Consider the following 24,580-nt stretch of genomic DNA (forward strand, 5'->3'; position numbering starts at 1 on the left):
GTGGTGAGGGGTCTCCAGCCGTCGACCTTGCGCATGTTGATCTGGCCGGGGGTGAGCAGGCCAGGACGGCATTGCCGCGGCGGCCGCTGATGGCAAACGGTCTTGATCTTGATCCGTCGCTCGAACTCCTCACGCGGCCGCTCAATTGCGTCGGTAGCCGGAATAAGATGTCGCGGCGCCAACTTCCGCTGCGGTGTTCTACAGCGCGGTGTATGGTGCTACCATCGGCGCAGAGGCAGCGGGAGCGCGAATGGCAGGTACGACGACGCGGGCGATGAGCCGGGGTTCGGCTCGGGAGCTTGCCTCTGCGACCCGGTGAGTTGTACCAAGAGCGCGAATTCTTCTTGTCGTTTCGCCGCAGCTCAGATGCCACTGAGGCGAGTGATTGGGGTCGGCATCCCACCGAAGCTTCGGAGAGGTGTTGTTTGGGGAGGCGGCAGGCTTCACCGGCAGCACCGATATGGCGAGGAGTGGGCCAACGCGCTGGCAAGACCCCGCTGGCCAGCGATGAAATGTTGCTCGAGGTCGTAGGAACATCATGGCGGTCTCGCGCGTGCGGACGCCTCTCGCGGAGCGAGTATGTCGGCCGGCCGCTGCAAGCAAGGCGACTGGCGCAGGGCTCTCGACCAAACCGACAAGATCGTCCCGCTCAGCGGCCAAGCGGAGGAAACTAACTGTCCCAGATTTGATGCGTCAGAGGCCCCAGATTCGTCGTCCCGAATACGTTGGAACTTTCGGCAGGATAAGCCGAAGAGCAGGCCAATATATGCCCGCTATTCGAACTTCTGCCGATTTGCGTCAGCAACCCGGACAAGAGACTCTTCTCGACGCACATGGGGCAGACGCTAGCGGCCAACAAGCGGCAGGCGTTGGGCAGCTGAATGGTGATCGCCTCGCAATCGCGTTTGACGCAATAGCGATCTTGCGGCCGGTTCAACCCGCTACCTCAACTATTTTCGACTGCCAGCCCTAGTGCCAATTCGTTTGGGCAACTTCCTTCCACGATCGGCTTCGAAGTTCGCGCTAATTCGAGCGTGCAGCAAGGCTCGACAGCGAGGGACTGTCTGAGTGGCGGCAGGCACTGATCCTGAGCCCCGCGCAGCTGTTGCCGGCGCTCCTGCGGGAGGGTGGAGGATCGCGGCTACGCGCAGAACTCACCGAAACTGCCGGGGACTGCAAGTCCTTGATAGGAGTATCGCCACGGGAAGCTGTCCTGTTTGTTGATGCCCTCGCGTCACAGTGCCGCATCCGAATTCCTAGTCCTCTCATCTCGCGCACAATGGGGATTGACGAGGGAGCTCCGACTGAGTGTCGGATTCCGTTGTTCGCTGCCTTCATCTCACCTCGCATCCGCTTTTGCGCGACATCAAAGCGCTTAGATCAGCTCCTGACTAGATGAGCAAAACGCAGACCAACTTCAGTAACGGTTCTTGCTTCATGGCGCTCACGCAAAGATTAGAGTTCCGGCAATCCCAGTCGCTGGTCATGTCGCCGCAGCTGATGCAGGCGATAAAGCTGCTGCAATTATCTAATCTCGACCTCATGACCTTCGTGGAGGAAGAGCTGGAGTGTAATCCGCTGCTCGAGCGTGCCAGTGACGATGCAGCTGGGGCCGAAGCCCCGACTGAGGTCGATCAGGTCAGCGGCGATCAGCTGGCCGAGGCCCAAGTGCGCGACGCCCGGGATGGCGCCATGACCACCTATACCGAATGGGGTGGCGGCGGCTCGGGTGACGAAGACTACAATCTCGAAGCGTTTGTCGCGTCCGAGACAACATTGTCCGACCACCTGGCCGAACAACTGTCGGTCGCATTCACCGCGCCGGCGCAGCGCATGATCGGGCAGTATCTGATCGATCTCGTCGACGAAGCCGGCTATCTGCCGCCGGATCTCGGCCAGGCCGCCGAGCGGCTCGGCGCAACGCAGGAGGATGTCGAGCACGTTCTTGCCGTCCTGCAGGAGTTCGATCCGCCCGGCGTCTGTGCGCGTAACTTGCGCGAGTGCCTGGCGATCCAGCTCCGCGAGCTCGATAGATACGATCCGGCGATGCAGGCCCTCGTCGAGCATCTCGATCTCCTCGCCAAGCGCGACATCGCGAGCTTGCGCAAGCTCTGCGGCGTCGACGACGAGGACATCGCCGACATGATCGACGAGCTCCGCCGGCTCAGTCCCAAGCCGGGCATGAAGTTCGGGTCGGCGCGGCTGCAGACGATGGTACCCGACGTCTATGTCCGTCCGGCTCCTGATGGCGGCTGGCATGTCGAGCTCAACAGCGACACCTTGCCGCGCGTGCTGGTCAACCAGACCTATTATTCCAAGCTGTCGAAGAAGATCGGCAAGGACGTCGATAAGTCCTACTTCAACGACGCGCTGCAGAACGCGACCTGGCTGGTGCGCGCGCTCGACCAGCGCGCCCGCACCATCCTGAAAGTTGCGACCGAGATCGTGCGTCAGCAGGACGGCTTCTTTACCCTTGGTGTTGCGCATTTGCGGCCGCTGAATCTAAAGGCCGTTGCCGAGGCCATCCAGATGCATGAATCCACGGTGTCGCGCGTCACCGCCAACAAATACATGGCAACAAATCGCGGCACATTCGAGTTGAAATATTTCTTCACGGCATCGATCCCTTCGGCGGATGGCGGTGAGGCGCATTCCGCTGAAGCGGTGCGTCACCGCATCAAGCAGCTGATCGAATCCGAAGAGCCGTCAGCGGTTCTGTCCGATGACGCGATCGTTGAGCGCCTGCGAGTCTCGGGCATTGACATTGCCCGCCGCACGGTCGCGAAGTACCGCGAAGCCATGCGCATTCGGTCCTCGGTGCAGCGCCGCCGCGACAATATGTGGTCAACGATGAACAGTAGAGCATCGGGCGGAACTGGCCTCGATAAATAAACCCCCAGCTGTCGATTTAATCCGGAAGCGTAGCTTTGGAGGTCTCTGAAAGCGGGCCTTTGGAGCGAGATTGTTGATGGTGATGGAAGGAAGCTTCTGGCGCGGCATTTGAGGAGAGGTAGTATAGGCCGACTGCCGTCTAAGAGGGGCGAGCGTTTTCAGAGGCTCCGTCGGCGCCAAGCTCTTATTCCTCCCAAGTCCTCGCCTTGGCTTATTGTCGGCCGATATACGGCCCCGATCGGTAGCAGCCGGCTGATCTCGCACGCCAATGATCGCCACCACCTCTTCCGCGATAACTTTCCGGTTCGTTGCTACGCTGCACAACAAGGTTGTAGGGCGAATTATTGGCTTAACCATAATAGCTCGGCGCTAAATGTTGTAAAAACTACACTTGGAGCGCCCAGATTTTGGAAAATGAACAGGTTTTCGAGTGCGCAACTGTAGCCGCGCCCAGCATCGCCAAGTGCGGTTGGGCGGGATCGTCAGGATTGCGCCAAGTCGGGGCTGCTTAGGACCGGCGAGCTCATGGCGGCTTCAAGACAATCGACGACGTCCCGGCAGGAGGGACACATGACCTGGCTGAGCAGGGACAATCTGCCGAATGGCACGTGTTCTGACGAGGCGCATTCGAACTCGGCGGAAGCTAGCGACGCCGGCACACAAGTCGGCGTCGAACGCCATCGCTCATAGAGTCTTGAGATATTCGACAAGCGCTCGCCGTTCGGCGTCGGTCAACTCTGGTCCGATGATGCCGGGCGGCAGTTTCCTTAAGTCGGTTTCCTTACCCTCGAAAGAATGTCCGCGATTGCTGTTCCCAAGCAGCGACACATCGAAGTTCGTCAGACCGGCCGCACAGCTTTCGGACGACTGTGCTTTCGTCGCGAGCCCGACGTTGACCGGGTCGAACGCACGGCTGCCTACGCAAAACGACATCGGCCGCTTGGCGTGCGGCACCAGCATGTCTCTCAGGGTCGGAACAGACCCGTTGTGCAGATAAGGAGCTGTTGCCCAAACACCGTCCAATGGTCGCGCCCGGTACTGAGTGAAAAGCTGTCCCAGCTATTTAGGTTCATCGAGGGTACGATCAAGCATGTCATGCCGACCATCGTTGCCGAGATCGCCTATCAAAGCCTTGGAAGCGAAAAGCTGGTTGATTTTATCGATGAGCAGATACGCAGCGAGAAGACATCTGCAATTCGCACGCTGCTCTGCTCTTTCATGTTGCTCGAGATCGACTCGTTCCCTAGCTATAACCAGGATAAGTGAGTTTTACGAATCGGAAGATACGCCACGGTGGGTGACAGCTGTCATAACCGAGCGCCTGTACAGCTATTATCGGCAACGACCTCTGGCGGGCGCAACACGCAAAAAATTTGAGGAACTTGTTGTGACGCTAGAAATGCGCTTGGCCGGTAAATCTCGTCCAAGAGTTCGAGGAAATTATTTATCCGCCTTGAAGAAGAAGGCATTCAAAGAGCCAAAGTCCTAAACTCTTATTCTGGATGAAGCGCCTCCTACAGTCAAAGATCGAGCCATGTCGCTGGACTTGCGGCGCGGATGGGGCGGCGGACTCGATCATGGCCATGGATCGCCTCAAGGGTCGCGCATGGCAACCGAAAGGCTACCATACGCCGGCCAGCTGATCGTTAGGGTCGCGCCGGGCGGCGATCATGGTTCGATGAACGCCGCTGCGCGCGGATCACGCCCGGCCTGCCTTGACCAGATCGAACCACCGCTTCAGGTGCGGATGCGCGCACCAGTCGATCCGTCGTTGATCGACCGGGAGCGGTAGCCCGCGGGTCGCTTCGTCCGATGTCGATACGTTGCGCCACGCCTTCGATCTCGCCCAGGCCATCCTGGACAACAAGCATCTCGACGTGGACTATAAGACCTTCTCGCGACGGACGGTGAGGCACAGCAAGACGCTGGAACGCGTTGAAGGCGTCGTGGTTCGGCTCCTGAGTGGCGTCCTCGAGTTTCCTCCGGGCGCGCGGCCCCGCGAGGCACTGCGGGCGATCGGGCTGGAACGCTTTGCCCCGCCGCTGCTGATCGCGGGTAAGATCGATCTTCTTGGGGCCGATCTCTCCGGAGCCACTCCGCTCATCTCGGGATCGCGCCTAAGGAGGCAGATCATGTCCGCTTCCGGGAGCCGCCGGCGTATGTTTTGACGATCGAAAACTTGGCAAGCTTCAACAGGCACGTCGCCGAGGCCGACGCCGCTCGACTGGGTGCTACGCTGTATGTTGGCGGGTATCCCTCGCTTGCCAGCCAACAGGCCCTGCGCACGATCTCGGCAATGGTGTCCGAACAAACCCCGATCTTTCACTGGTCGGATATCGATCCGGACGGCACCTGGATATTCCACACGATGGAGCGCGCCGTCGGACGACCGATCCTGCCGCATCTCGGGGCGGGCGCCGACCAAAAAGTCCGCACCCGCTCGTTGCCCACCAAACTCCGGCATCGCTTCACTGGCGGCATACTTGGCCAAAGATGGATCCAAGATCCTCGAGCAGGAGGAGCTTGATCCGATTCTTCCTACGCCCACGTAGGCGTTCGGACTGACGAGGGCGCCAGCTTGCGTAACGGGCACGCTTGGCCATTGACGTAAGCGGCTCGGTGACAAGCTGGAGCTCTTGCTGGCCGAGAGCTTGAGGGGGCGCATGAGACCGGCGCGTTGCGGACGCGCGATCTCAAGCAGCGACGGTGGAGACCACCGTTCAGCCCAAGACCATCACCTCCCGACCGATGCCAAGCTGGAATATGCGGCGATTAACCAATCGGCTGGCCCGCGAGTGCGGCCTTAAGTTGCGGCAATCTTATCTGCGCATCGGCTCAGGCGCCTCTCAGTCATCGAGCCGTGAATGGCCACATGAAGAGCGACGGGCATCTCGGTCGCTGCCATCTCAAAGGGCCGGGAGGGGGACGCCGCCAACATCGCCTTCACCGCCGTCGACCACAATCTCCGCCTCACCCTCAGCCTGGCTGAGGCTTTCGTTGGGCCTAATCCGCAACGCCTTGTTGCTGATGCTCGCGGTCGCGCTCGAGCTTCGTCCTGCAATATGGCGGGTTGAGAGACCAGATTGTTTGCGGATCGAGAAAGGTTGCGGCAATGCATCAAGCACTCGTCCCTCTTAAAAGCAGCACAATCAAGAACAAGATCGAGGCGTCCGTGCCGCAAGGTGAGATTAACAGAGGGATTCGAACGAGCTACTATGCATCAGCTCGGGCGGTTGGCCCGGCTCGGCCCTCGTTTGTAGGCTGGCTGCGCGGGGTCTGAACATGGGCCTGCATTGATCATCTCCCCATGGCTTTTGCAACGGCTGCTGTAACGCTGTTTTCTTGACTTACCCAAAAATACCCAACTTCGATCTGAATGGGTGCATAAGGGCGGAAAATCACGGCTAGCGTTACCAACACTCGCGGCCCTGGAAGACGACAGGCACGTGAACTTGAGGGCCGAAGAGCCCAGAGGAGGGACCAATGCCAAGGACGCTAGCCGCACCGCGCGGCCATTCTTACCATTTCGTCAAAGCCGCTCTGATTTGCTCAACTCTCTTGTCCGGTGCGGCCGCATCTTTCGGCCAGGCCAAAGCGGAGGATATCAACTGGCGCCAGTTCGAGGGCGCTTCGATCGTTTGGGCTTACGACATCCATCCATATGCTGACGCGGTTGCAGCACAGCTTCCTGAGTTCGAGAAGTTGACGGGCATCAAGGTGACGCCCGAGCTTTATCCGGACGATGCCTATTGGAATAAGCTGACCATCCAGCTGAGCACAAAATCGCCCTCGTGGGATGTCGTCGGCACAGGAATTCAACCGGCTTGGGATCTTGCGCCCGGTCAACTGCTTGAGCCGCTCGACCGCTATCTGAACGACCCTAAGCTCACATCGGCAAGCTATGACTACAAGGACTTCTTCCCCGCATTGCGTGACGCGCTGACTTGGCAAGTCAATGGCGGGCAGATCGAACCGGGCCGGGGTCAGGTGTGGGCCATCCCGCACGGGTTCGAAAACATCCAATTGTTCTACCGTAAGGACATTCTTGACAAACACGGTATCAAGGTTCCGACAACCCCGCCGGAAATGTCGGCGGCATGCGAAAAGCTAAAATCTGCCGATCCCGCGATCACGCCCCTGGGTGTGCGAGGAGTGCGCTTTTGGAGCAGCATCCACACGGCCGCGATCTCAATCGCCAAGTCCTATGGTGTACACGACTTCGTCGTCAAGGACGGCAAGTTGGAAACCGGTCTCAATTCTCCCGAGTCGATCGCCTTCCACAAAGACTACGTGGAGATGATCAAGAGGTGTGCTGCCCCATCCTTTGCCAACGACAACTGGTACCAAGTGGTCGATGGCATCAATTCGGGTCGGACAGCGATGGCGATCGATTCTAACATGTTCGGGTTCTGGAACGATGTTGCCGGCAAGCCCGCTTCGGGCAAGATTGCCTTCGCTCCGCCACTGCGAGCTCCGAACGGCAAGACTTTCGAATCGAACATCTGGATCTGGTCCCTGGCCATGAATGCTGCTTCCCAGAAAAAGGGAGCGGCCTGGCTCTTCATTCAGTGGGCGACGTCAAAGCAGGTCGAGCTGAACGGTGCCATCGCCGGCAAGCTCGTCAACTCGCCGCGCGCTTCGACCTGGAGCGACAAGGTTTGGCTCGACTATGCGGCTAAACCGGAATTCACAAATTTCGTGGATACCTTCAAGAGTGTTCAGGACCGGGCTGCGCTCGCCTTTACGCCGCGCGTAGGGTTTGCCGAGGCCATGAACGCCTGGGCAGTTGCCATGCAGAAGATGGTTAATGGTGCGGACGTGAAGGCGACATTGGCCGACCTCGCCTCCGAGATTCGCTCCTCCATGTAAGGCAACCGGGGAGCGGCATCACCGGATTGCCGCCTCCACTACCCCCGCGTATCTTTCGAGAAGTGAGCGATGAACCTTCGAGGCATCGACGCAACCGTGATGCTACAATCATCGGTAGGCCAACTGGCACCGCCCAAAAAAGAGCAGGTGCAAAGCGCCGGGCAGCATGCTCTTGACTGGTGGAGCCTTGCTGCGATTGCTCCCGCGATCATCATACTGCTCGGATTTCTTTTTCTGTTTTTCTATGGCGTCTTCCAATCGCTGACCGATCTCAAGTTTGGCCGTCCCCTGGTTCGTTTCATTGGGGTCACCAACTATGAAGTGGCAATCAAGACTCAAGATTTCTGGAACAGCATGCGGGCGACCACGGTGTATGCCTGCTCCGCGGTCCTCGCGGAAGCGTTCTCTGGGCTTGCGCTCGCCAAATTGTTCGCAAGCCGCGTGTTTCTTGCACAATTGATGCGGCCTGTCATTCTCCTTCCGTTGGTATTGCCGCCCATGAGCGTCGCCCTGATGTGGACCACAATGATGGATCCACAAAACGGGATTCTGAACTATTTGCTTTCGCTCGTCGGGATCGGCCGCTTCGCCTGGATTTCGGACGCCGGTACGGCGATGTTCTCGCTAGTTCTCATCGACATATGGACTTACACACCATTTTTTGCGCTCATCATCTTCGCCGGTTTGCAGGGCATTAACGAGGAGATCAGAGAAGCCGCGCGGATCAATGGCGCTAAGGGTTGGGCGACGTTCCTCCATATTGAGCTTCCACTCATTGCACCGTATATCCTGATCGCCGCAGTCTTTCGGCTGATCGAGTCGCTCAATCAGTTCGATATCATCTTCGGAACAACCCAGGGCGGTCCAGGTGACAGTACCTCCGTGCTCTCGGTTCGCGCCTACATCACAGCCTTTCAAAACCTCGCCTTCGGGCGTGGTGCCGCGCTCATGGTTGTCAACTGGTTGATCGTGCTTCTCGGGACCTTGGCCATGGTAAAATTGTGGCGGTTGGTTCGGCAGCGCGTAAGCTAGAGGAGGCTGGCAATGCGCTTCAAACGCTTAACGCCCGCAAGCTTGTTCCTTAATGGACTGGTTGTTGTCTGTACGCTCATCCTGACATTTCCCCTGGTCTGGATCGTGATGATGTCGCTGAAGCAGCAGGCCGAGGTCATGACCTTGCCGCCGCGCTTTGTCTTCACTCCAACATTTGAAAACTTCCGCGTTTTGTTCGATGCCGCCCAGGCCGGGGCGACAAGCTACGGCACCATCAAGGTTGATTTCCTGACGCCGGTCGCCAATAGCGTCGTGATATCGCTTGGCGCGGTGCTCGTATCGCTGATCGCCGGCGTACCCGCAGGTTACGTCTTGGCAAGACGTGATATCCCTAGGAAGGAGGACATCGCGTTCTTCATTCTGGGCTTCCGCTTCGCGCCGGCACTCCTTGTCGTTATACCGCTGTTCAGCGTGTTCCAAACAGTTGGCCTTTATGACACTTATCTCGGCATGATCTGGGTTTATCAGGTCGTCACGCTGCCAATGATCATCTGGCTAAGCCGATCATATATCGAGGACATCCCAAAGGACATTGAGGAGGCGGCGGCCATGGATGGTGCAAAGCCGTTCCGTGTAGTCTGGCACATCGTTCTTCCGCTTCTAAAGCCCGGCCTAATCGGCGCTTCATTGCTCATTTTCTTGCTTGCCTGGCACAATTTCGCTCTCGGCCTGATCCTCAGTTCGACGAAAGCACCGGTCACCGTGGCCCTGCTCAAGCTGCTTAATCCAGGCGTTCAGTTCTATCCGGTCATGGCTGCGGGTTTGGTGGTGACCATGATTGTGCCGATCGTCCTGATTATCCTTGGCCAGCGTCATCTCGAACGTGGCCTTACCTTCGGGGCCGTGAAATGAGCCCCAGACCATTGATGTTCTTCGGAACGACCAATCTTGACCTCTGCTTCAACGTCGAGCGGCTTCCAACGCCGGGTGAAAGCCTGATGGGAAGCTTAAAGCAGAATGCGGGAGGCAAGGGCGCAAATCAGGCGGTCGCCGCCGCTCGATTGGGGCTTCGGCCGAGCTTCTACACCCGGCTTGGCGATGATGACGCTGGCCGATCGTTGCTGCAAGCGCTGCGTGAGGCAGGTGTCCGCCTTGATGCCATTGAGGTATGCCCGGGGGAGATATCCGGTTCTGCTCTTGTCCTCGTCGGCGACGACGGCTCCAACATGATTGTCATAGACCCGGGAGCCAATGCAAATGTCACTCCGAGCATGGTCGAGAAGGCGGCCGAATTCATTGAGCGGGACGCAATCGTCGTTGCCGAAATGGGCATGCCGGTCCCCGCGCTCAATCACCTTTTTGCATTGAAGAGCGTCAAGGAATTCGATCTTATTTTCAATCCGGCCCCCGTGAGGGCGGGCCTGTCGCCCGCGGCGTGGAGGAGTGTCGATTTCGTCACACCAAACCAGACGGAAGCTTTCGAGCTCACCGGTGTCGAGGTGCATGACTTCGACGGCGCCGCTCATGCGGCTGGAAAGCTTCTCGATCTCGGGCCGAAGGCAGCGCTGATCACGCTAGGTGCGCAGGGAGCCTACTACGCCGATGCCAGCGCGACTTTCGCGCTCCGCGCATTTCCTGTGAAGGTCGTTGATACGACCGCGGCGGGGGATGCCTTTAATGGAGCTTTCGCAGCCTCTCTTGCTCATCGGTTGCCGATACGAGAAGCGATCAAAAAGGCGCTCGCGGTTGCCGCCTTATGTGTGACGCGACGCGGCGCCCAAAGATCGATGCCTAGCAGTTGGGCCGTCGACGAATTTCTGAATTCTCAATCGATCTTGGAGTTGGAATGACCGAACAGTTCTCAGTTGCAGACAGGACCGTGCTTGTGACCGGTGCAGGTGGAGGCATTGGCTCAGCCATAGCTAATGCTTTCCGTCAAGGCGGTGCGAACGTCCTGGCAACCGACGCGAATTTGGAAAACCTGCGAGTCATTCTGACTCGTTTGCCGCACGGCAATGGCATCCTGCCGATGAGCATGGATGTGTCACGAGAAGATGATGTCGGCAGGGTGCTTGATGAGATCGCCAAGCGCTTCGGCAGGCTCGATGTCCTGATCAACAACGCCGGAATAAAATCGGCTCAGGCGCTTCTGACCGGAAATGCCGATCGAATCGAAAAAACCATCCAGATCAATTCCGTCGCAGTGCTTCGTTGCGCGAAGCTGGCGATCGAGCGCTTCATGAAGAGCAAAGGCGGCCGCATCGTCAATGTCGGGTCCTCGTTGTCATCTCAAGGTGCTGTTTTCAACTACCAGGCTGGCGGCGCCGACTATTGCTTGTCAAAAGCCATCGTGCACGATGTGACAAAGCTGCTCGCTTATGAATGTGCTCCGTTCAAGATCAACGTCAACGCGATTGCTCCCGGGATTATCGATACACCCTTGCACGGGCGTCCGCGGGAGGAAACCGAAGCGCGCCATAGTGGCCGAATTCCGCTGGGCCGGGTCGGACTGCCGGAAGATATCGCAGGGCTTGCGGTGTTCCTGGCCAGCCCCGCAGCTTCCTACATGACCGGGCAGATTGTCCATGTGAATGGTGGGATGCTGATGAATGGTTAGCCTCAGCTCTAAGATCAACTGGCCGCCGATAGAAGGGATTATCTCCGATCTGGATGGCGTCGTTTATCGTGGCGGCACCGCAATAGCGGATGCCATAGAGGCGTTTACGAGATGGCAGAAAGCAGGCGTGCCATTCTGCTTTGCGACGAACAATTCAACGCATACCCCGGAGGACGTCGTCGGCAGGCTGAGAGGATCTGGTCTTTCGATCGCACCGTCTCAGGTCGTTACAAGCGCTATCACCGCCGCAGAACTCGTTCGAACCAATTATCCGCACCTAACGCGAATCTATGTCATCGGAGCTTCCTCGCTTGTGACGGCCATGCGAGATGTTGGGCTGGAGGTCACGGACCGAGCGCCCGAAGCTGTCGTGATGGGGCTTGACCGGGACATCACGCATGAGAAGCTGCGAATTGCGGTTGAGTCGATCCTCAATGGAGCTGTGTTCATAGGAACCAATCCCGATCTTCTGCTGCCGACGGCCAGCGGGTTCGAACCTGGCGCTGGTGCGACCATTGCAGCTGTGGCCGCTGCTACGCAAGTGCGGCCTTCGATCGTTGGAAAGCCGCAAGTGCCGATGATCGAGACAGCGCTCTCACGCCTCGGTACGAAGCGCGGGTCGACCATCATGATCGGAGATCAAGTTCCTACGGATATTCAAGCCGGAAAGAGGGCGGGTCTTGCCACGGTGCTTGTTACAACCGGCGTGCCAACGCGTCAGGATCCGTCCTTGATGGCTCCCGACTTCATCGTATCGAGCTTGCGCGAGATTGAGGTAAGTGCTGCTCGCGCGGCTCAACCGCGACAGAGGAGGGCATAATGGCCGACGTTCGCCTGGAGGGCCTCAAGAAGACTTTTGGGACAATCGAGATCCTGAGTAATATCGACCTGACTATCGATCACGGCGAATTTGTCATCTTTGTTGGTCCGTCCGGGTCGGGCAAATCCACGCTTCTGCGCATGATTGGCGGGCTCGAGCCCATCAGCGGTGGGCGGCTCCTCATCGACAATGAGCTCGTCAACGACATCGATGCGGCCGATCGCAACCTCGGCATGGTCTTTCAAAGCTACGCTCTCTATCCGCATATGACGGTGAAAGAGAACCTGGCCTTTCCCCTGCGCATGGCCAAAGCCGGGAAAGCCGCGATCGCCGCCAAGATAGCCAAAACAGCATCGCTATTGCAGATCGACCATCTATTGGAGCGCAAGCCTCGACAACTTTCAGGAGGGCAACGCCAGCGCGTCGCAATCGGGCGCGCCATCATGCGAGAACCAAAAGTTTTCCTGTTCGATGAGCCGCTCTCCAACCTGGACACCGATTTGCGCGTGCAGATGCGGGTTCAGATCGCCAAGCTCCACAAGCAGCTCGGAAATACCATGATCTACGTGACGCATGACCAGGTGGAGGCGATGACCTTGGCTGACAAGATCGTGGTGCTCAAGGACGGCAACATCGAACAGGTCGGCAGCCCGCACGATCTGTATCACAATCCCGCTTCGCGCTTTGTTGCAGGATTCATCGGCTCGCCCAAGATGAACTTCCTGGGCGGCAAGGTCGAAGCAGCTCATGAACATGGCATGGATGTCCGGTTGGACGCCGGGCCCACGATCTCCGTTCCGGTCCAGCCGGACCAGATGCTGGTTGGCAAGCCGGTCACTGTTGGAATTCGCCCGGACGACTTCTCCTCGTCAATGCCCGGGCAGCAGGAGATCTCGATTGAACTTGGGGTCGATTTCGTCGAGCATCTCGGCAGCGTCACGTACATCTACGGTAATGCCGGAAACGAAGCTCTCGTCGCCAGGGCGCCACAATCCGGTTGGCCCAAAGGCGCCTCCAAGTTCACCCTCACCGCCGCTCCAGCCGATTGCCACTTGTTCATGGGCAATGGAAAGGCGGTATGGCGGTTGCACGCACCTGCGAGTTGGAGCTAGTCTTCACGTAGAGCCGTGCGATGATGCGCGGCTCAGGATCGACAGGCGGACGGCTGAGGTGAAGGGAGCCGGTATCAGGCAGTTCTTCCGCAATTCCCGTTCGTTTGTCCTTGGTGCGGGGATCGGGTCGGGCATGACCGCCAGAGCCGCCGAGCGGGCGGGGGCCGATTTCGTGCTCGCGCTCAATGCGGGCCGTTTTCGTGCCATGGGTGGGGCCTCGCCTGCCTCGATCCTCCCAATCCGCAATAGTAACGAATTCGTGGCAAGCTTCGGACGGACCGAAATTCTGCCCAGCACGAAACTGCCGGTCTTCTTCGGCACCTGTACATTCGACCCCGAGCTCGATGTTGATCGTTGGCTCGATCGGATCATCAAATGGGGATTTGGCGGCGTGACCAACTTCCCATCGGTCATACACATCGACGATGAGCGCAGGTCATTGCTCGAGAAGTGTGGTCTTGGTTACTCCCGGGAAATCGAGCTCCTCGTGAAAGCTGCAAAACGCGGCCTGATGACAATTGCCTATACGCGCAGTCAATCCGAGGCGCGTCGAATGGTCGAAGCGGGCGCCGAGGCCATTTGCATCAACTTCAATCTAAACCGCGCGGTTGAAAGCGGAGCCGATCCGTCGGTCAGCCTGTCTGAACTTGCAGCGCGTACGAGCGCCGTTGCGCGCGTTGCTCAATCCGTCAACAAGAGCACCATCTGCCTGCTTGGGGGCGGCCCCATTACGAAGCCGGACGAACTCCTCGACATCTGCCGCGAGACCGGAATCCAAGGTTTCATCGGAGGCTCTTCGCTGGACCGCGTGCCTCTGGAGATGTCGGTCCTCGAGGTGACGTCGGGCTTCAAGACCATCCACCTGTTGCGCGAGAAGGTGGATCTGCTCGAACGGCAGCTGCAGTTGAGTGGTTTCAGGCACGGCGTGATCGCACAGTCCTCGGCAATGAAGCGCATCCTTGAGATCACCAGACGCGTTGCGGCGACCCCCCGCCCGGTCCTCATCTGGGGGGAGGCCGGCTCTGGCAAGCGTAGAATAGCAACCCTGGTTCACGCGTTTAGCGACCGCAGGCACGCCAAAACGGCGTTGTTTCATTGCCGCCCCGGTCCGGCGATGGATATACTTGGCCCGTTGTTCGGCGCCGAGCGTCTTGAGAGCGGCAGACGCCAATTGTCACTCCTGGAGGCGTCGAGTGACGGTGCCGTCGTGCTATTGCATGTCGACCAACTTTCGCGCGATGGACAGGAGCGCCTTGCCGATTACCTCGAGACAGGCGGATTTACCCCTCTGAACGGGGTAACTGTCATGCGTTCCAACGCCCGGATCATTGCCACCGCGACCGTGGCCCGAGGCGCTGGTCTTGAAACGGTTCTGTGCGCGCGGCTTCTCGACCTTTTTACCGGGCTGGATGTCCAATTGCCTTCGCTACCCGACAGGCTTGAAGATCTGCCGCAACTCGTTCAACACTTCACCGTCGAAGCCAAAGGAGATTCCAGCGCCCAGACGCTCACGATAGAAAACTCTGCATTCCTTGCGCTCGCGGGGCACGATTGGCCAGGCAATTTGCGCGAGTTGCGGCAGGTCGTGAACCAGCTCGTGACCTTGCCATCAAGTCACATCACCGGTGAGGTGCTAAAGCCGTTGTTGGAGCCACCTTTTGGCGCACGGCCCGCGGCCTCGCTGTCCGAGCGAGACTGGATCATCGAGGGCTTGAAGAGAAACCGGCTTCACCGCGGCAAGACTGCTCGCTCTCTCGGGCTTTCGCGCAAAACCCTCTACAATAAAATCAAGAAACTGCGGATCCTCGAATAAGGCCTCATGCCCGTCGTAGCGGCTGCTTGGCCGTGGCGGCCTGCTCCAGGGAGAACCTCGGTACCGACGACGATCCATGAGAGCCAAGGCTTACGAGCCCGATATCCGATCCAATCGGCAGCGCAAGCGCCTCGGGTCGCAGATAGACGGCCCCATCCAGCTGCGAACCAAGCCGTTGCTCCGCTGCTGTCATCTTTGCCTCGTCCGCCGCGATAAACAGGACTTTGAACCCGCGCCTTGCAAACCACTCCATACGGCGAAGCTCGAGCTCCTGACCGCGATCGAGCGGCACTCCTGCCGATGTCCGTTCAATCATGCAGGCTGGCGGAAAATTCGTCACTCCGGTCATCTTTGCATCCTGTAACAGATCTCCGAGATCTTCCCAGCAGGCAAAGGGATCGATCATGACGACGGCCGCATAGCAGCAAGGGGGCGCCTTGGGGCTCGCGTGCAAGTCCCGCACGAGGCAGTCGTTCCAGTCGATGACAGGAAGTGTAGCCATGACGAGCATGGCATTCTGCGGAAGAGTCCGCAGTGACGGCGCATAGATCGTTATCTGATCACCGCGAGGCGAGGGGAGACTTGCGGCAAGGCGACCAAAGACATTGGCTCTCACGGTTCTACCCAATCCTACCCATTTGAACCTTTCGCCGATCTTACACGCCATTCCATCGAGGTCTAGACCACCACTCGTCGATCTTTGGGGGAGCAATGTCATGTCTTTCTTCGGCGGGGGAGCCGGGCTCGGCTGGATGCGATGAACGCTAACGCCGTCATAGCCGTTCTTGCTTGAGTAGCCTCTCCGCGCCTTGCTGTGAGCCGGATACGATTTGCCGATGCTGCCCGAGTTCGGCTCGTTCTGAAAAAGGGCCCGTGAAGCGTCTCGGGTAGAAAATTCCGGGCGAGCTATCGCTGCGTCCTACGGATCCGCTAGCAGACCGGCTCGTCTGCTTCCTCCCTGACTCGCGCCGCTGCTGGAAGATTCCGGCAGCGGCATCTTTTTGTCTCGGAGCGCGCCGACGATGCGGGCGGCCCAAACCACAAAGCTCCGCCAGCTGACGCTCGCCTCCTTGCAAAGGGGAGAGGCGGCTTCCCTCGTTACGGTGGCGCTCAGGATGAAGCGGCTGCTGCTATGGCCGCTTGGAGCTACCCAACTTTACCCAATCGCGCTCGTATCCGGGCTTATGGGCCATTTCACTCCGATCTAGACCTCCAGGTGTCCAGAAACGTCCAGGAGGAAGATCGTGTCTCACCATTACGCGGACGACGAAAGGTCGATCCGGGATGGTCAGCGGTGCGATCCTGCGGGCATGGCCGCGATCGTCGCAACCCTGGACACAAAGGGCCGCGAAACCGCTTATCTCGCGCGCGTCATCGAACAGTGGGGCCGCAAGACTCTTACGATTGATGTAGGCACATCAAACCGGAGGAACAGCAGCGATGCACGCGTGGTTTCACCCGCCGAGGTCTTGCGGGAAATAGCTGCAAGCGCGCGTGAAGAGGTCAAGGAGCTCCTCCGATCAGGTGCGATCGACGCCATCGTCGGCGTGGCGGGCGGCAAAGGCAGCGCGGTCTTCGGTGAAGTTGTATCGGATTTGCCGTATGGATTCCCGAAGCTACTGGTGAGCAGCGCGAGGCCAGCCCTCCTGGCCGAATTGGCCCTCCACAACGACATCATCCTCTATCCGACCCTGGTCGATCTTTTCGGGATCAACGCGTTCACCGAACGCGTTCTGGACAATGCGGGGCGGGCCATTGCGGCGATGCGCTATGTGCCCGCTCAGGATCGGCGGAAGAAGAAGACGGTTGCGATCACGGCCTTTGGGGTCACGACGCCGGCGGCAAATCGCTGTGTCGCGCGGCTGGCAGAGGCAGGCATCGACGCGATTGTCTTTCCGGCCAATGGCGCCGGGGGCCGCAAGATGGAGCAGCTCGTGTCCGCCGGCGAGTTCGATGCGGTGCTCGATCTGACCACAACCGAGCTCGCTGACGAGCTTGTCGGCGGCACCGCTAGTGCGGGTCCGGGTCGGCTCAAAGCAGCATCTCGCCGCATGATTCCGCAGCTCATCGCCCCGGGGGCCGTCGATATGGTAAATTTTGGCCCTCCCTCGAGCGTGCCTGCCGAGTTCAAGGAGCGCCAATTCTATTCGCATACCCCCTTCACGACGCTCATGCGTACGACCGTCTCGGAGAATGAGCGCATAGGCAGGCTCACAGCCGAGCGCCTTTCGCAAGCAAAGGCGCCCGCCCTCGTTCTGTGGCCGGTCAAGGGGGTCTCTGACTATGACCGGGACGGCGGCATCTTTCGAAACCCTGAAGCCGATAGGGCCTGGTTCGACGCGGTCAGGCGACATCTGCCGCGATCGATCATCGCCCGCGAGCTGGATTGTCACATCAATGATCCGGAATTTGCGGAGGCGGCCGCATCGTGGATCGTCGAACAATTGACACCAGGAGATTCATCAGTTGCGGATGTTTGATCGGGCCGAAATACTCGCAAAGATCACAGCTCAAGTTGAGGCTGGAAAGGCAGTGCTTGCCGCGGCGAGCAGTTGCGGCCTCGTCGCAAAATGCGCAGCTCTCGGCGGCGCCGACATGCTCGTGGTCTACAGCACCGGGCTGTCGCGGTTGATGGGGCTGCCGACGAGCCGGATCGGCGATTCCAATGCGCGCACGCTCGAGCTCGCGGCGGAGATCCGCAACGTCGTCTCCTCGGTTCCTGTTATAGGCGGTGTCGAGGCCTGGGATCCCCTCCGGCTCGAGCTCGATGATCTCTTGGACAAGTTCTGGGCTGCCGGATTCTCCGGCGTGATCAATTACCCGACCATTTCAACGATGGGTGAGAAATGGCGCGAGCGTCGTGGCCGCGTCGGGCTCGGCTTCGAGCGTGAGGTCGAGCTGATCGCGGCGGCCCGCAAGAAGAACATCTTCTCCCTCGCCTATGTCGCAAGCCCGCACGATGCCAAGGCGATGGCAGCCGCGGGAGCCGACTGCATTGTCCCACATGTCGGCGCAACGCGCGGCGGGCTTGTGGGTCATGAGGCGGGACAGTCGATCGAAGAGGCCATCAGGCGCATCAACGAGATCAATGCTGCCGCTCAAGCCGTTCGGCCGGAAGTCATCCTTCTCTGCCATGGCGGGGCAATCGCCGAGCCCCAGGATACCTCGGAAGTCTACCGGTCTACCGGATGTGTCGGTTTCGTTGGCGCCTCCTCCATCGAACGGATTCCGATCGAGCGGGCGGTGAAAGCTGCAGCCGAAGAATTCAAAGCCGTTCCGCTCCCGCGAAAGCGTCAGCAATCAATGCAGAAATCTGCACCGAGGCAGGAATGAACAACCCGATCACCAAATTGAAACCTAGTACCGCTTCCTCCTCCAAAGCGAACAAGCCGACGCACGATTGGGAGACGGACGTGCTCGTGATCGGCAGCGGCGCTGCCGGGCTGTCCGCGGCGCTCTATGCGGCAAAAGCCGGACTTCGCGTGACGGTATGCGAGAAGTCTGGCCGGCTCGGTGGCACGACCGCCCTCTCGAACGGCATGATCTGGGTTCCATGCTCAATGCAGGCTCGAGCGGCGAAAATCGATGATTCGATTGCGAATGCGAAGATCTATCTGCAACACGAACTTGGCGATTACTATCGCCCCGACTTCGTGGATGCCTATCTTGAAGACGGCCCAACGGCGCTCGCCAGCTTGGAGAATGGGAGTGAAGTCAAGTTCACACTGGCCTCCGCTCCGGATTATCATTCGAGCCAGATCGGCGGGATCGACATGGGCCGGGCGCTGAGCCCCGCAGCTTACGACGGACGGCTTCTCGGCAAGGATTTCGACCTGATAAGTGATCCGATTCGCGTCGTGCTCGGCGGCATGATGATTTCGTCCGGCGAGGTCAGAAGCTTTCTCAATCCCTTCCAGTCGGCTGCCTCGCTCAAGCACGTCCTTCGCCGGGTCAGCCGCTACGCAGGCGACCGGCTGCGCTACAGGAGGGGCACTGAACTCAGTGGCGGCAATGCTCTGATCGCGCGGTTATTGGCAAGCCTTCGCAGATACGACACTGAAATCTGGCCAAGCTGCCCAGCGGTTGATCTGATGAGGGAGGGAGGGAGAGTTACTGGCGCACTCCTCAAGCGGGATCGCACGGATCTCCGCGTCCGAGCCTCGCACGGAGTAATCCTGGCAACCGGTGGCTTTGCGCGGAACGGTAAATTGCGAGCCCAGCTCAGCCGAGCCCACCAGCACAATGATACGCTGGCCCACAGCGATGTCACAGGAGACGGCATTGCGCTCGCAGGCAGGCTCGGAGCTGCGATCGATAATGACGTTGCATCGAGTGGATTCTGGACGCCCGTGTCGATCCTCAGGAACGGCCGCTCCTCGCAAGTGGTCCCGTACGGCTGGCTCGATCGTGGCCGTCCAGGTGTCATCGCGGTGGGGCCAAATGCTAAGCGCTTCGTCAATGAATCCAATTCGTACCATGACATCTGTCTTGCCATGTTCAATAGCGGCTATCCGGCGGACAAGCGGTTCTATTTCATCTGCGACAAGGAATTCGTCCGCCTCAGAGGCATGGGACACCTGCTCCCCTGGCCCTGGACTTTGAGTATCAAGAAGTATGCCCGCTTGGGTTACATCGAGATTGGCCGGACGATTGCGGAGCTTGCGGCGGAATTGGGCCTCGACCCGCAAGAGCTCCAAAAGACCGTTGAAGAACATAATGCCCACGCAGCTGAAGGGCGCGATCCGCTTTTCAAACGCGGTGAATCGGCTTTCAACCGAACCCTGGGAGATCCCGCGGTTGGAAAGAAAAACCCGAACCTTGGAGCTATCAAGAACGGGCCATTCATTGCGCTCCCGATTGTCCCGGCGACCCTTGGAACTGCGACCGGCCTGTCAACGGATCCTGGCGGAAGGGTCCTAAATGGAAACGGCGTGCCGATCGCAGGTCTTTATGCCTGCGGCAACGACATGACTTCACCGATGCGTGGGATCTACCCTGGGGCCGGCATTACGATCGGACCAGCCATCGTGTTCGCCTACCGCGCGGTGAACAGCATCGTACAATCCACCCATCAGGGACAGACGGCGGCGGCATCCGGTGCATAAGTGCAGTGTTTTCACCTCTTGGTCCAGCAACGACGGACGGTGGAGAGAGCGAAAGTGCGCAACGTCGGCCAGCTCGCTTTGAATACCTTGTGAGCGGCCCTATCTCGTTTGATGCTGAACTTATCTTCTGAACTAGAGGGGCACGATGCGCCGCTCACGCCATGCCAAGATTGTCGCAACCGTTGGGTCGGCAACCGCATCACCTGAAAAGCTTTGTGCGCTCTATCTTTCGGGGGCTGATACTTTCACGCTGAACTTCAGCCGCGGGGACCCATGACGATCACGCCCGTGTGCTCGTCTCGATCCGTGCGCTGGAGCTGGAATTCAATCGGCCGATCGGCGTGCTGCAGGATCCGCAAGGCCCGAAGATCCGCATTGGCCGGCTCGATGAAGGCAAGCTCGCGCTGGATGCCGGGGAGACGGTCTGCTTCGCGCTAAGAGACAGGCGGGAAGCAGTCAATCCCGCGGCCTCATCCAGAAATATTCGCAGCCGCTTTCGTCGAAAAGCTCGGTTCTGAACGGAGAATGGCGTGCGTTGTGATCGGCGGCGTCATCCGTGATCACAAGGGCGCCAGCCTGCCAGGCGCGCTGCTCAAGATCTCGCCTCTAACCAAGAAGGATCGAGCCGATCTTGCGTTCGGCCTCGAGCTTGGCGTCGACTGGGTTGCTGTCCTTTGTTCAGAAACCATCTGACCTGGTCGAGGCACGAGCTTTGATCGGTGAGGCCGCCGGTGGCGTTGCCAAGATCGAGACCCCGATGGCGCTTGATCGTATTGGGATATGATCCACTTGTCAGACGCCATCATGGTCGCGCGAGGCGACCTCAGGGTTGAAATCCCCCTGAGGAGGTGCTGGGCCGGCAAAAGGAGTTCGTCAGGGCCTGCCGGCTTGTTGCCAAGCCCGTCATCGTCGCAACCCAGATGCCGGACTCGATGATCACTGCGCCGACAGCGACCTTCTCGTTGCCATCGATGCACGCTGTACCGCTCGGCAACAGCTATGGCGGTGTAAGGGAGTGGCTCGGCGTGTAGATCGACGCGCATTACGATATACTCGCAAGGGAGCGGAGAGCCGCATCGAAGCTCACGGGGAGGCAATTGCGAGCCGCATGGGGGATGCTGAACTGGTCGGTGAAGCAGTTGGCCGAGCGAAGCGGGTTATCGTGCGCCGTCATCAGGCGGCTCGAAGAGTACAATGACACGCCTCCCGCATCCGACGATCTGCTGCAGACTCTGTGGACCACGTTTGCGGGTGCGGGAATTGAATTCACATTTCCGCTGGTCGGCAAGCCAGGTGCTCGGCCACAATGACTTGATGCCTTCTCGGTGCTGAACTCACGGCCTGCGGCCATCGCAAATGGTGCGTCAGCTCTTCTGGTTTCCTCCGATAGTTCGGTAGGCGCTAACGACGCGCGCGTTTGCGGGAGCCTGCGGTGAGGGCATGCGGATAGCTCTCTATCGCTTTTGGCTGCATCGAAATTGGGCTGGCGAGAACGGCCGGCGACCCGCCGTAGGACCTCTTTAACGTGTCCGCAATGTCGGTCGCCTGGCCAACATTACCCAACATTACCCAAATCTCCCTACGTTGATCTAGGCAATCTCGAGCCGCATGTCGTGAATGAAGCGCCGACAGGCGGGCCGCCCTAGAAGCCCACCATCGCCTGCAACTCCCATTGCCGGGATGACCTTCCAGGAGCGCTCTTGTGACAGCAGCCCTTCGCATTCCAACGAGTAGCTCACGCCTTCGCGCGGTCGGCGTGAAGAAGCTGTGCTCGCAAGCCCAAGGAATGTGACGCAGCAGCATGGATACGCTACTTATCGCGACCTTCGAGATTTTGAGCTTCGGTGCCATTGTTGTGCTGGTCGTGCTCGGTCTCGGGATCATTGCCAGCATGATGGGCATCTTCAACTTCGCCCAAGGCGAGTTCGTCCTGCTCGGCGCTTACGTCACTTATCTCATGCACAGCGTCGGTTTGCCGGTCCCGCTCGGCATGCTTGCCGCGCCCGTCGCGGTCGGCACGCTTGGTTTCGTCCTGGAAAAACTCGTGGTGCGCCGATTCTATGCCGCTCCAATCGTCGCCATGCTTGGCACCTATTCGCTGGGGCTGATCATTCGCGAAGCCGTGCGCGGCCTGACCGGGGGACTGTATCTCTCGGTGCCGGAGCCAATCAGTGGCTCTATCACGATCGGCAGTCTGCATTTCGCCGCCTGGCGCGGCGTCATCGTCATCATCACTTTGCTGGTCATGGCCGCGAGCCATGCTCTGCTCGCCTACACCTCGTTCGGCCTGCGAGTCCGCGCCTCGCTGGAGAACCCACAGCTGGCGCGTGCCTCGGGCATCTCCACGGGCATGATCTACAGCGTCACCTTTGCATTTGGTGCGGCACTCGCGGGTCTCGCCGGCGCGCTGATCGTGCCGGTCTTTTCATTGTTCGCCGATCTCGGCATCCGCTTTCTTATCCAGGGTTTCGTTGCTGTGATGGTCGGTGGGGTCGGGTCCTTCGCCGGCCCAGTCGCTGGCGCCGGCGTCATCGGCACGTTCAGTGCCTGGCTGCCTTGGCTGATGTCACCGGTTATCGCCGACGTTCTGGTGTTCGTGCTTGCCATCATTTTCATCAAGTTCCGGCCGCAAGGCCTTGTTTCGGGAAGAGGGGTCAACCGATGATCAACGCCAGCCGTCAACTGAGCCGCCGCCGCTTTCTCGGCAATTTCGCCTTCGCCTCCGCCGCCATCGCGGCGGGTCCGGGCAGCTGGATAATTCGCCCGGATTGGGCAAATGCTGCGGAAGGCCCGATCAGGCTTGGCATTGCGACCGATCTTACCGGGTCACTTGGCTTTGCCGGCAACACTGACGCCAATGTCGCTCGCATGCTGGTCAAGGAGATCAACGACTCCGGCGGCCTGTTGGGACGCCCGATCGAACTCCTGATTGAGGATACTGCCTCCGACGAATCCGTCGCCGTGGGAAATGTGCGAAAGCTGATCCAGCGAGACAAGGTCGACTTGGTGATTGGCGGTATCTCGAGCTCGATGCGCAATGCGATCAAGGACGTCATTATCTCTCGCGGCAAGACGCTCTATATCTATCCGGAAGGTTACGAAGGTAAAGAGTGCACGCCCTATCTGTTCTGCACGGGACCGGTACCGGCACAGAATTGTGACCAGTTCATTCCCTGGTTGATCAAAAATGGTGGTAAGCGTTTTGCCCTGCCTGGCTCCAATTATGTTTGGCCGCAAACAATCAACGCCTATGCACGCAAGGTGATCGAGAGCAGCGGTGGCGAAGTCGTCTTTGAAGAATACTACCCGCTCGACCAGATTGACTTTTCCTCCACAGTTAGCCGGATCATATCCAACAAAGTCGACGTGGTTTTCAACGCCATTGTCCCGCCCGGCGTCAGCCCGTTCTTTAAACAGCTCTATCAAGCCGGCTTCTCCAAAAACGGCGGGCGGCTGGGGTGCGTCTATTACGACGAAAATTTCCTGGAAATGAACCAGGCCCAAGAGATTGAAGGGCTCGCGAGCAGCCTCGACTACTACAAGATGCTTGCGGCGGAGGATCCGGTAAGCGCCAGGATTCAATCGGCCTACGACAAACAATTTCCAGCCAAGTTCCGGTTCTCGGCAGGCAGCGCCGCGACCGGCACCTATCGAGGATTAAAGCTGTGGGAGGCTGCAGTGAAGGAGGCCGGCACAATTGACCGCGACGCGGTAGCCGCCGCCCTCGACCACGCGAAGATTGCGGAAGGGCCGGGCGGGCCTGCCGAAATGGCGCCCGGCAAGCGCCACTGCAGGATGAACATGTACATTGGAGTGGCGAAGGGCAGCCAGTACGAGATTGTCGCGCGTAGCGCCGGCCTGGTCGATCCGAAGGAGTGCTGATGTCATCGACCGGCACTGGCACACAGCCCCCGCCACACGTGATTGAAGCTGCTCGTTCGCCCGTCATGGCATCTGCCATCGCAGGGCGAACGAAGGTGCTTCCAATTCTCGAACTGGCATTGCTGATTGCCGCTTCGATCGCACCGCTCGTCCTGCGGGATTACATCACTGTCTATGCAACGCGAGTGCTCATCCTGTGCCTCTTCGCGTTGTCGTTCGACCTGGTGTGGGGCTATGCCGGGATCTTGAGCTTGGGTCAGTCGTTGTTCTTCGGCACGGCCGGCTACGGTGTGGCGCTGCTTTCACGCGATTTCGGGGTCGCATCGATTTTTGCCGTTCTTCCGGCCGGAACCTTGATCGGTTTTGTAGCGGCATTGTTGCTGGCAGGTTTCCTGCTGCTTGGCCGTCACCCCTCCAGTGTGGTCTTCGTTTCGCTTGGTACTATGACCGGAGCTTATGCAGCCGATCGGCTCCCTC

General features: G+C 59.2%; 21 protein-coding genes and 2 pseudogenes. 20 read left to right on the plus strand and 3 right to left on the minus strand.

What is annotated here, in order from left to right; translation table 11 throughout:
• Positions 1 to 1,437: 1,437 nt before the first annotated feature.
• On the plus strand, positions 1,438 to 2,892 hold the full coding sequence (gene rpoN, locus IC66_RS0135720; RefSeq protein WP_011084688.1) for an RNA polymerase factor sigma-54: 1,455 nt from the start codon (positions 1,438 to 1,440) through the stop codon (positions 2,890 to 2,892).
• 684 nt (positions 2,893 to 3,576) lie between these two features.
• On the opposite strand, the gene IC66_RS0135725 is transcribed toward rpoN, so the two are convergent.
• Positions 3,577 to 3,951 (minus strand): di-heme-cytochrome C peroxidase, encoded by a 375-nt coding sequence (locus tag IC66_RS0135725; protein WP_269465757.1) that lies wholly within the window; start codon positions 3,949 to 3,951, stop codon positions 3,577 to 3,579.
• Positions 3,952 to 3,987: 36 nt separating this feature from the next.
• Between IC66_RS0135725 and IC66_RS47895 the strand changes: the two genes are divergently transcribed.
• The 4 genes and pseudogenes from IC66_RS47895 to IC66_RS47300 form a co-directional block, all read left to right on the plus strand.
• The gene (locus IC66_RS47895) at positions 3,988 to 4,158 is read left to right on the plus strand and encodes a hypothetical protein (RefSeq protein ID WP_014497906.1); all 171 of its coding nucleotides are present in this window, start codon (positions 3,988 to 3,990) and stop codon (positions 4,156 to 4,158) included.
• Positions 4,159 to 4,715: 557 nt separating this feature from the next.
• Positions 4,716 to 5,060, plus strand: a complete 345-nt coding sequence (locus IC66_RS48630) for a hypothetical protein (RefSeq protein ID WP_014497905.1) — start codon at positions 4,716 to 4,718, stop codon at positions 5,058 to 5,060.
• A complete protein-coding gene (locus tag IC66_RS48635) occupies positions 5,057 to 5,419 on the plus strand; it encodes a Wadjet anti-phage system protein JetD domain-containing protein (protein ID WP_026312353.1) in 363 nt (120 codons plus the stop codon). Before IC66_RS48630 ends, IC66_RS48635 begins: the two co-directional genes overlap by 4 nt.
• 79 nt (positions 5,420 to 5,498) lie before the next feature.
• Positions 5,499 to 5,754: pseudogene (locus IC66_RS47300) on the plus strand (IS5/IS1182 family transposase); the annotation flags it as partial.
• Between the two features lie 44 nt (positions 5,755 to 5,798).
• Here IC66_RS47300 and IC66_RS47305 read toward each other — a convergent pair.
• On the minus strand, positions 5,799 to 6,017 hold the full coding sequence (locus tag IC66_RS47305; RefSeq protein WP_161966258.1) for a hypothetical protein: 219 nt from the start codon (positions 6,015 to 6,017) through the stop codon (positions 5,799 to 5,801).
• Positions 6,018 to 6,375: 358 nt separating this feature from the next.
• Between IC66_RS47305 and IC66_RS0135750 the strand changes: the two genes are divergently transcribed.
• From IC66_RS0135750 to IC66_RS0135785, 8 genes are all read left to right on the plus strand, one after another.
• Positions 6,376 to 7,761: an ABC transporter substrate-binding protein gene (locus IC66_RS0135750; RefSeq protein WP_011084694.1), complete on the plus strand. Its 1,386-nt coding sequence runs from the start codon at positions 6,376 to 6,378 to the stop codon at positions 7,759 to 7,761.
• Positions 7,762 to 7,830: 69 nt separating this feature from the next.
• On the plus strand, positions 7,831 to 8,793 hold the full coding sequence (locus tag IC66_RS0135755; RefSeq protein ID WP_011084695.1) for a carbohydrate ABC transporter permease: 963 nt from the start codon (positions 7,831 to 7,833) through the stop codon (positions 8,791 to 8,793).
• A 12-nt stretch (positions 8,794 to 8,805) separates the two neighbouring features.
• Positions 8,806 to 9,666 (plus strand): carbohydrate ABC transporter permease, encoded by an 861-nt coding sequence (locus IC66_RS0135760; RefSeq protein WP_011084696.1) that lies wholly within the window; start codon positions 8,806 to 8,808, stop codon positions 9,664 to 9,666.
• Entirely contained in the window at positions 9,663 to 10,604 is a 942-nt protein-coding gene (locus IC66_RS0135765; protein ID WP_018645268.1) for a ribokinase, read from the plus strand. Before IC66_RS0135760 ends, IC66_RS0135765 begins: the two co-directional genes overlap by 4 nt.
• Complete coding sequence (locus IC66_RS0135770; protein WP_011084698.1) at positions 10,601 to 11,371, plus strand: SDR family NAD(P)-dependent oxidoreductase; 771 nt, start codon at positions 10,601 to 10,603, stop codon at positions 11,369 to 11,371. The genes IC66_RS0135765 and IC66_RS0135770 overlap by 4 nt, the downstream gene beginning before the upstream one ends.
• Positions 11,364 to 12,191 (plus strand): HAD-IIA family hydrolase, encoded by an 828-nt coding sequence (locus tag IC66_RS0135775; RefSeq protein WP_011084699.1) that lies wholly within the window; start codon positions 11,364 to 11,366, stop codon positions 12,189 to 12,191. Before IC66_RS0135770 ends, IC66_RS0135775 begins: the two co-directional genes overlap by 8 nt.
• A complete protein-coding gene (locus IC66_RS0135780; RefSeq protein WP_011084700.1) occupies positions 12,191 to 13,303 on the plus strand; it encodes an ABC transporter ATP-binding protein in 1,113 nt (370 codons plus the stop codon). Before IC66_RS0135775 ends, IC66_RS0135780 begins: the two co-directional genes overlap by 1 nt.
• Complete coding sequence (locus IC66_RS0135785; RefSeq protein ID WP_028144081.1) at positions 13,257 to 15,116, plus strand: sigma-54-dependent Fis family transcriptional regulator; 1,860 nt, start codon at positions 13,257 to 13,259, stop codon at positions 15,114 to 15,116. The genes IC66_RS0135780 and IC66_RS0135785 overlap by 47 nt, the downstream gene beginning before the upstream one ends.
• A 4-nt stretch (positions 15,117 to 15,120) precedes the next feature.
• On the opposite strand, the gene IC66_RS0135790 is transcribed toward IC66_RS0135785, so the two are convergent.
• Positions 15,121 to 15,627: a hypothetical protein gene (locus IC66_RS0135790; protein WP_018645264.1), complete on the minus strand. Its 507-nt coding sequence runs from the start codon at positions 15,625 to 15,627 to the stop codon at positions 15,121 to 15,123.
• 799 nt (positions 15,628 to 16,426) lie between these two features.
• Between IC66_RS0135790 and IC66_RS0135800 the strand changes: the two genes are divergently transcribed.
• From IC66_RS0135800 to IC66_RS0135835, 7 genes and pseudogenes are all read left to right on the plus strand, one after another.
• Positions 16,427 to 17,596: a Tm-1-like ATP-binding domain-containing protein gene (locus tag IC66_RS0135800; RefSeq protein ID WP_035711506.1), complete on the plus strand. Its 1,170-nt coding sequence runs from the start codon at positions 16,427 to 16,429 to the stop codon at positions 17,594 to 17,596.
• Positions 17,589 to 18,449, plus strand: coding sequence for a phosphoenolpyruvate hydrolase family protein (locus IC66_RS0135805; RefSeq protein WP_035711502.1), 861 nt, complete (start codon positions 17,589 to 17,591; stop codon positions 18,447 to 18,449). The genes IC66_RS0135800 and IC66_RS0135805 overlap by 8 nt, the downstream gene beginning before the upstream one ends.
• Positions 18,446 to 20,221, plus strand: a complete 1,776-nt coding sequence (locus tag IC66_RS0135810) for an FAD-dependent oxidoreductase (protein WP_049802025.1) — start codon at positions 18,446 to 18,448, stop codon at positions 20,219 to 20,221. Before IC66_RS0135805 ends, IC66_RS0135810 begins: the two co-directional genes overlap by 4 nt.
• A 145-nt stretch (positions 20,222 to 20,366) precedes the next feature.
• Positions 20,367 to 21,177 (plus strand): annotated as a pseudogene (locus tag IC66_RS49145) (pyruvate kinase); the annotation flags it as partial.
• A gap of 845 nt (positions 21,178 to 22,022) precedes the next feature.
• A complete protein-coding gene (locus IC66_RS0135825; protein ID WP_028144087.1) occupies positions 22,023 to 22,886 on the plus strand; it encodes a branched-chain amino acid ABC transporter permease in 864 nt (287 codons plus the stop codon).
• Positions 22,883 to 24,103 (plus strand): substrate-binding protein, encoded by a 1,221-nt coding sequence (locus IC66_RS0135830; RefSeq protein WP_028144088.1) that lies wholly within the window; start codon positions 22,883 to 22,885, stop codon positions 24,101 to 24,103. The genes IC66_RS0135825 and IC66_RS0135830 overlap by 4 nt, the downstream gene beginning before the upstream one ends.
• 65 nt (positions 24,104 to 24,168) lie before the next feature.
• Positions 24,169 to 24,580, plus strand: a 412-nt coding sequence (locus IC66_RS0135835) for an ABC transporter permease subunit (protein WP_038950852.1), incomplete at its 3' end; no start/stop codon positions are given.

The sequence above is a fragment of the Bradyrhizobium genomosp. III genome (assembly GCF_000261705.1).
Classification (GTDB): domain Bacteria; phylum Pseudomonadota; class Alphaproteobacteria; order Rhizobiales; family Xanthobacteraceae; genus Bradyrhizobium; species Bradyrhizobium ottawaense.

What these genes read in the sequence shown, in the direction of transcription:
- IC66_RS47895 (WP_014497906.1), top strand. Translation starts at nt 3,988, where the DNA reads ATGCCGACCATCGTTGCCGAGATCGCCTATCAAAGCCTTGGAAGCGAA.
- IC66_RS0135805 (WP_035711502.1), top strand. Translation starts at nt 17,589, where the DNA reads ATGTTTGATCGGGCCGAAATACTCGCAAAGATCACAGCTCAAGTTGAG.
- IC66_RS0135755 (WP_011084695.1), top strand. Translation starts at nt 7,831, where the DNA reads ATGAACCTTCGAGGCATCGACGCAACCGTGATGCTACAATCATCGGTA.
- IC66_RS0135775 (WP_011084699.1), top strand. Translation starts at nt 11,364, where the DNA reads ATGGTTAGCCTCAGCTCTAAGATCAACTGGCCGCCGATAGAAGGGATT.
- IC66_RS0135760 (WP_011084696.1), top strand. Translation starts at nt 8,806, where the DNA reads ATGCGCTTCAAACGCTTAACGCCCGCAAGCTTGTTCCTTAATGGACTG.
- rpoN (WP_011084688.1), top strand. Translation starts at nt 1,438, where the DNA reads ATGGCGCTCACGCAAAGATTAGAGTTCCGGCAATCCCAGTCGCTGGTC.
- IC66_RS0135785 (WP_028144081.1), top strand. Translation starts at nt 13,257, where the DNA reads ATGGAAAGGCGGTATGGCGGTTGCACGCACCTGCGAGTTGGAGCTAGT.
- IC66_RS0135800 (WP_035711506.1), top strand. Translation starts at nt 16,427, where the DNA reads ATGGCCGCGATCGTCGCAACCCTGGACACAAAGGGCCGCGAAACCGCT.
- IC66_RS0135780 (WP_011084700.1), top strand. Translation starts at nt 12,191, where the DNA reads ATGGCCGACGTTCGCCTGGAGGGCCTCAAGAAGACTTTTGGGACAATC.
- IC66_RS0135770 (WP_011084698.1), top strand. Translation starts at nt 10,601, where the DNA reads ATGACCGAACAGTTCTCAGTTGCAGACAGGACCGTGCTTGTGACCGGT.
- IC66_RS0135825 (WP_028144087.1), top strand. Translation starts at nt 22,023, where the DNA reads ATGGATACGCTACTTATCGCGACCTTCGAGATTTTGAGCTTCGGTGCC.
- IC66_RS0135750 (WP_011084694.1), top strand. Translation starts at nt 6,376, where the DNA reads ATGCCAAGGACGCTAGCCGCACCGCGCGGCCATTCTTACCATTTCGTC.
- IC66_RS0135790 (WP_018645264.1), bottom strand. Translation starts at nt 15,627, where the DNA reads ATGCTCGTCATGGCTACACTTCCTGTCATCGACTGGAACGACTGCCTC.
- IC66_RS0135810 (WP_049802025.1), top strand. Translation starts at nt 18,446, where the DNA reads ATGAACAACCCGATCACCAAATTGAAACCTAGTACCGCTTCCTCCTCC.
- IC66_RS0135765 (WP_018645268.1), top strand. Translation starts at nt 9,663, where the DNA reads ATGAGCCCCAGACCATTGATGTTCTTCGGAACGACCAATCTTGACCTC.
- IC66_RS0135830 (WP_028144088.1), top strand. Translation starts at nt 22,883, where the DNA reads ATGATCAACGCCAGCCGTCAACTGAGCCGCCGCCGCTTTCTCGGCAAT.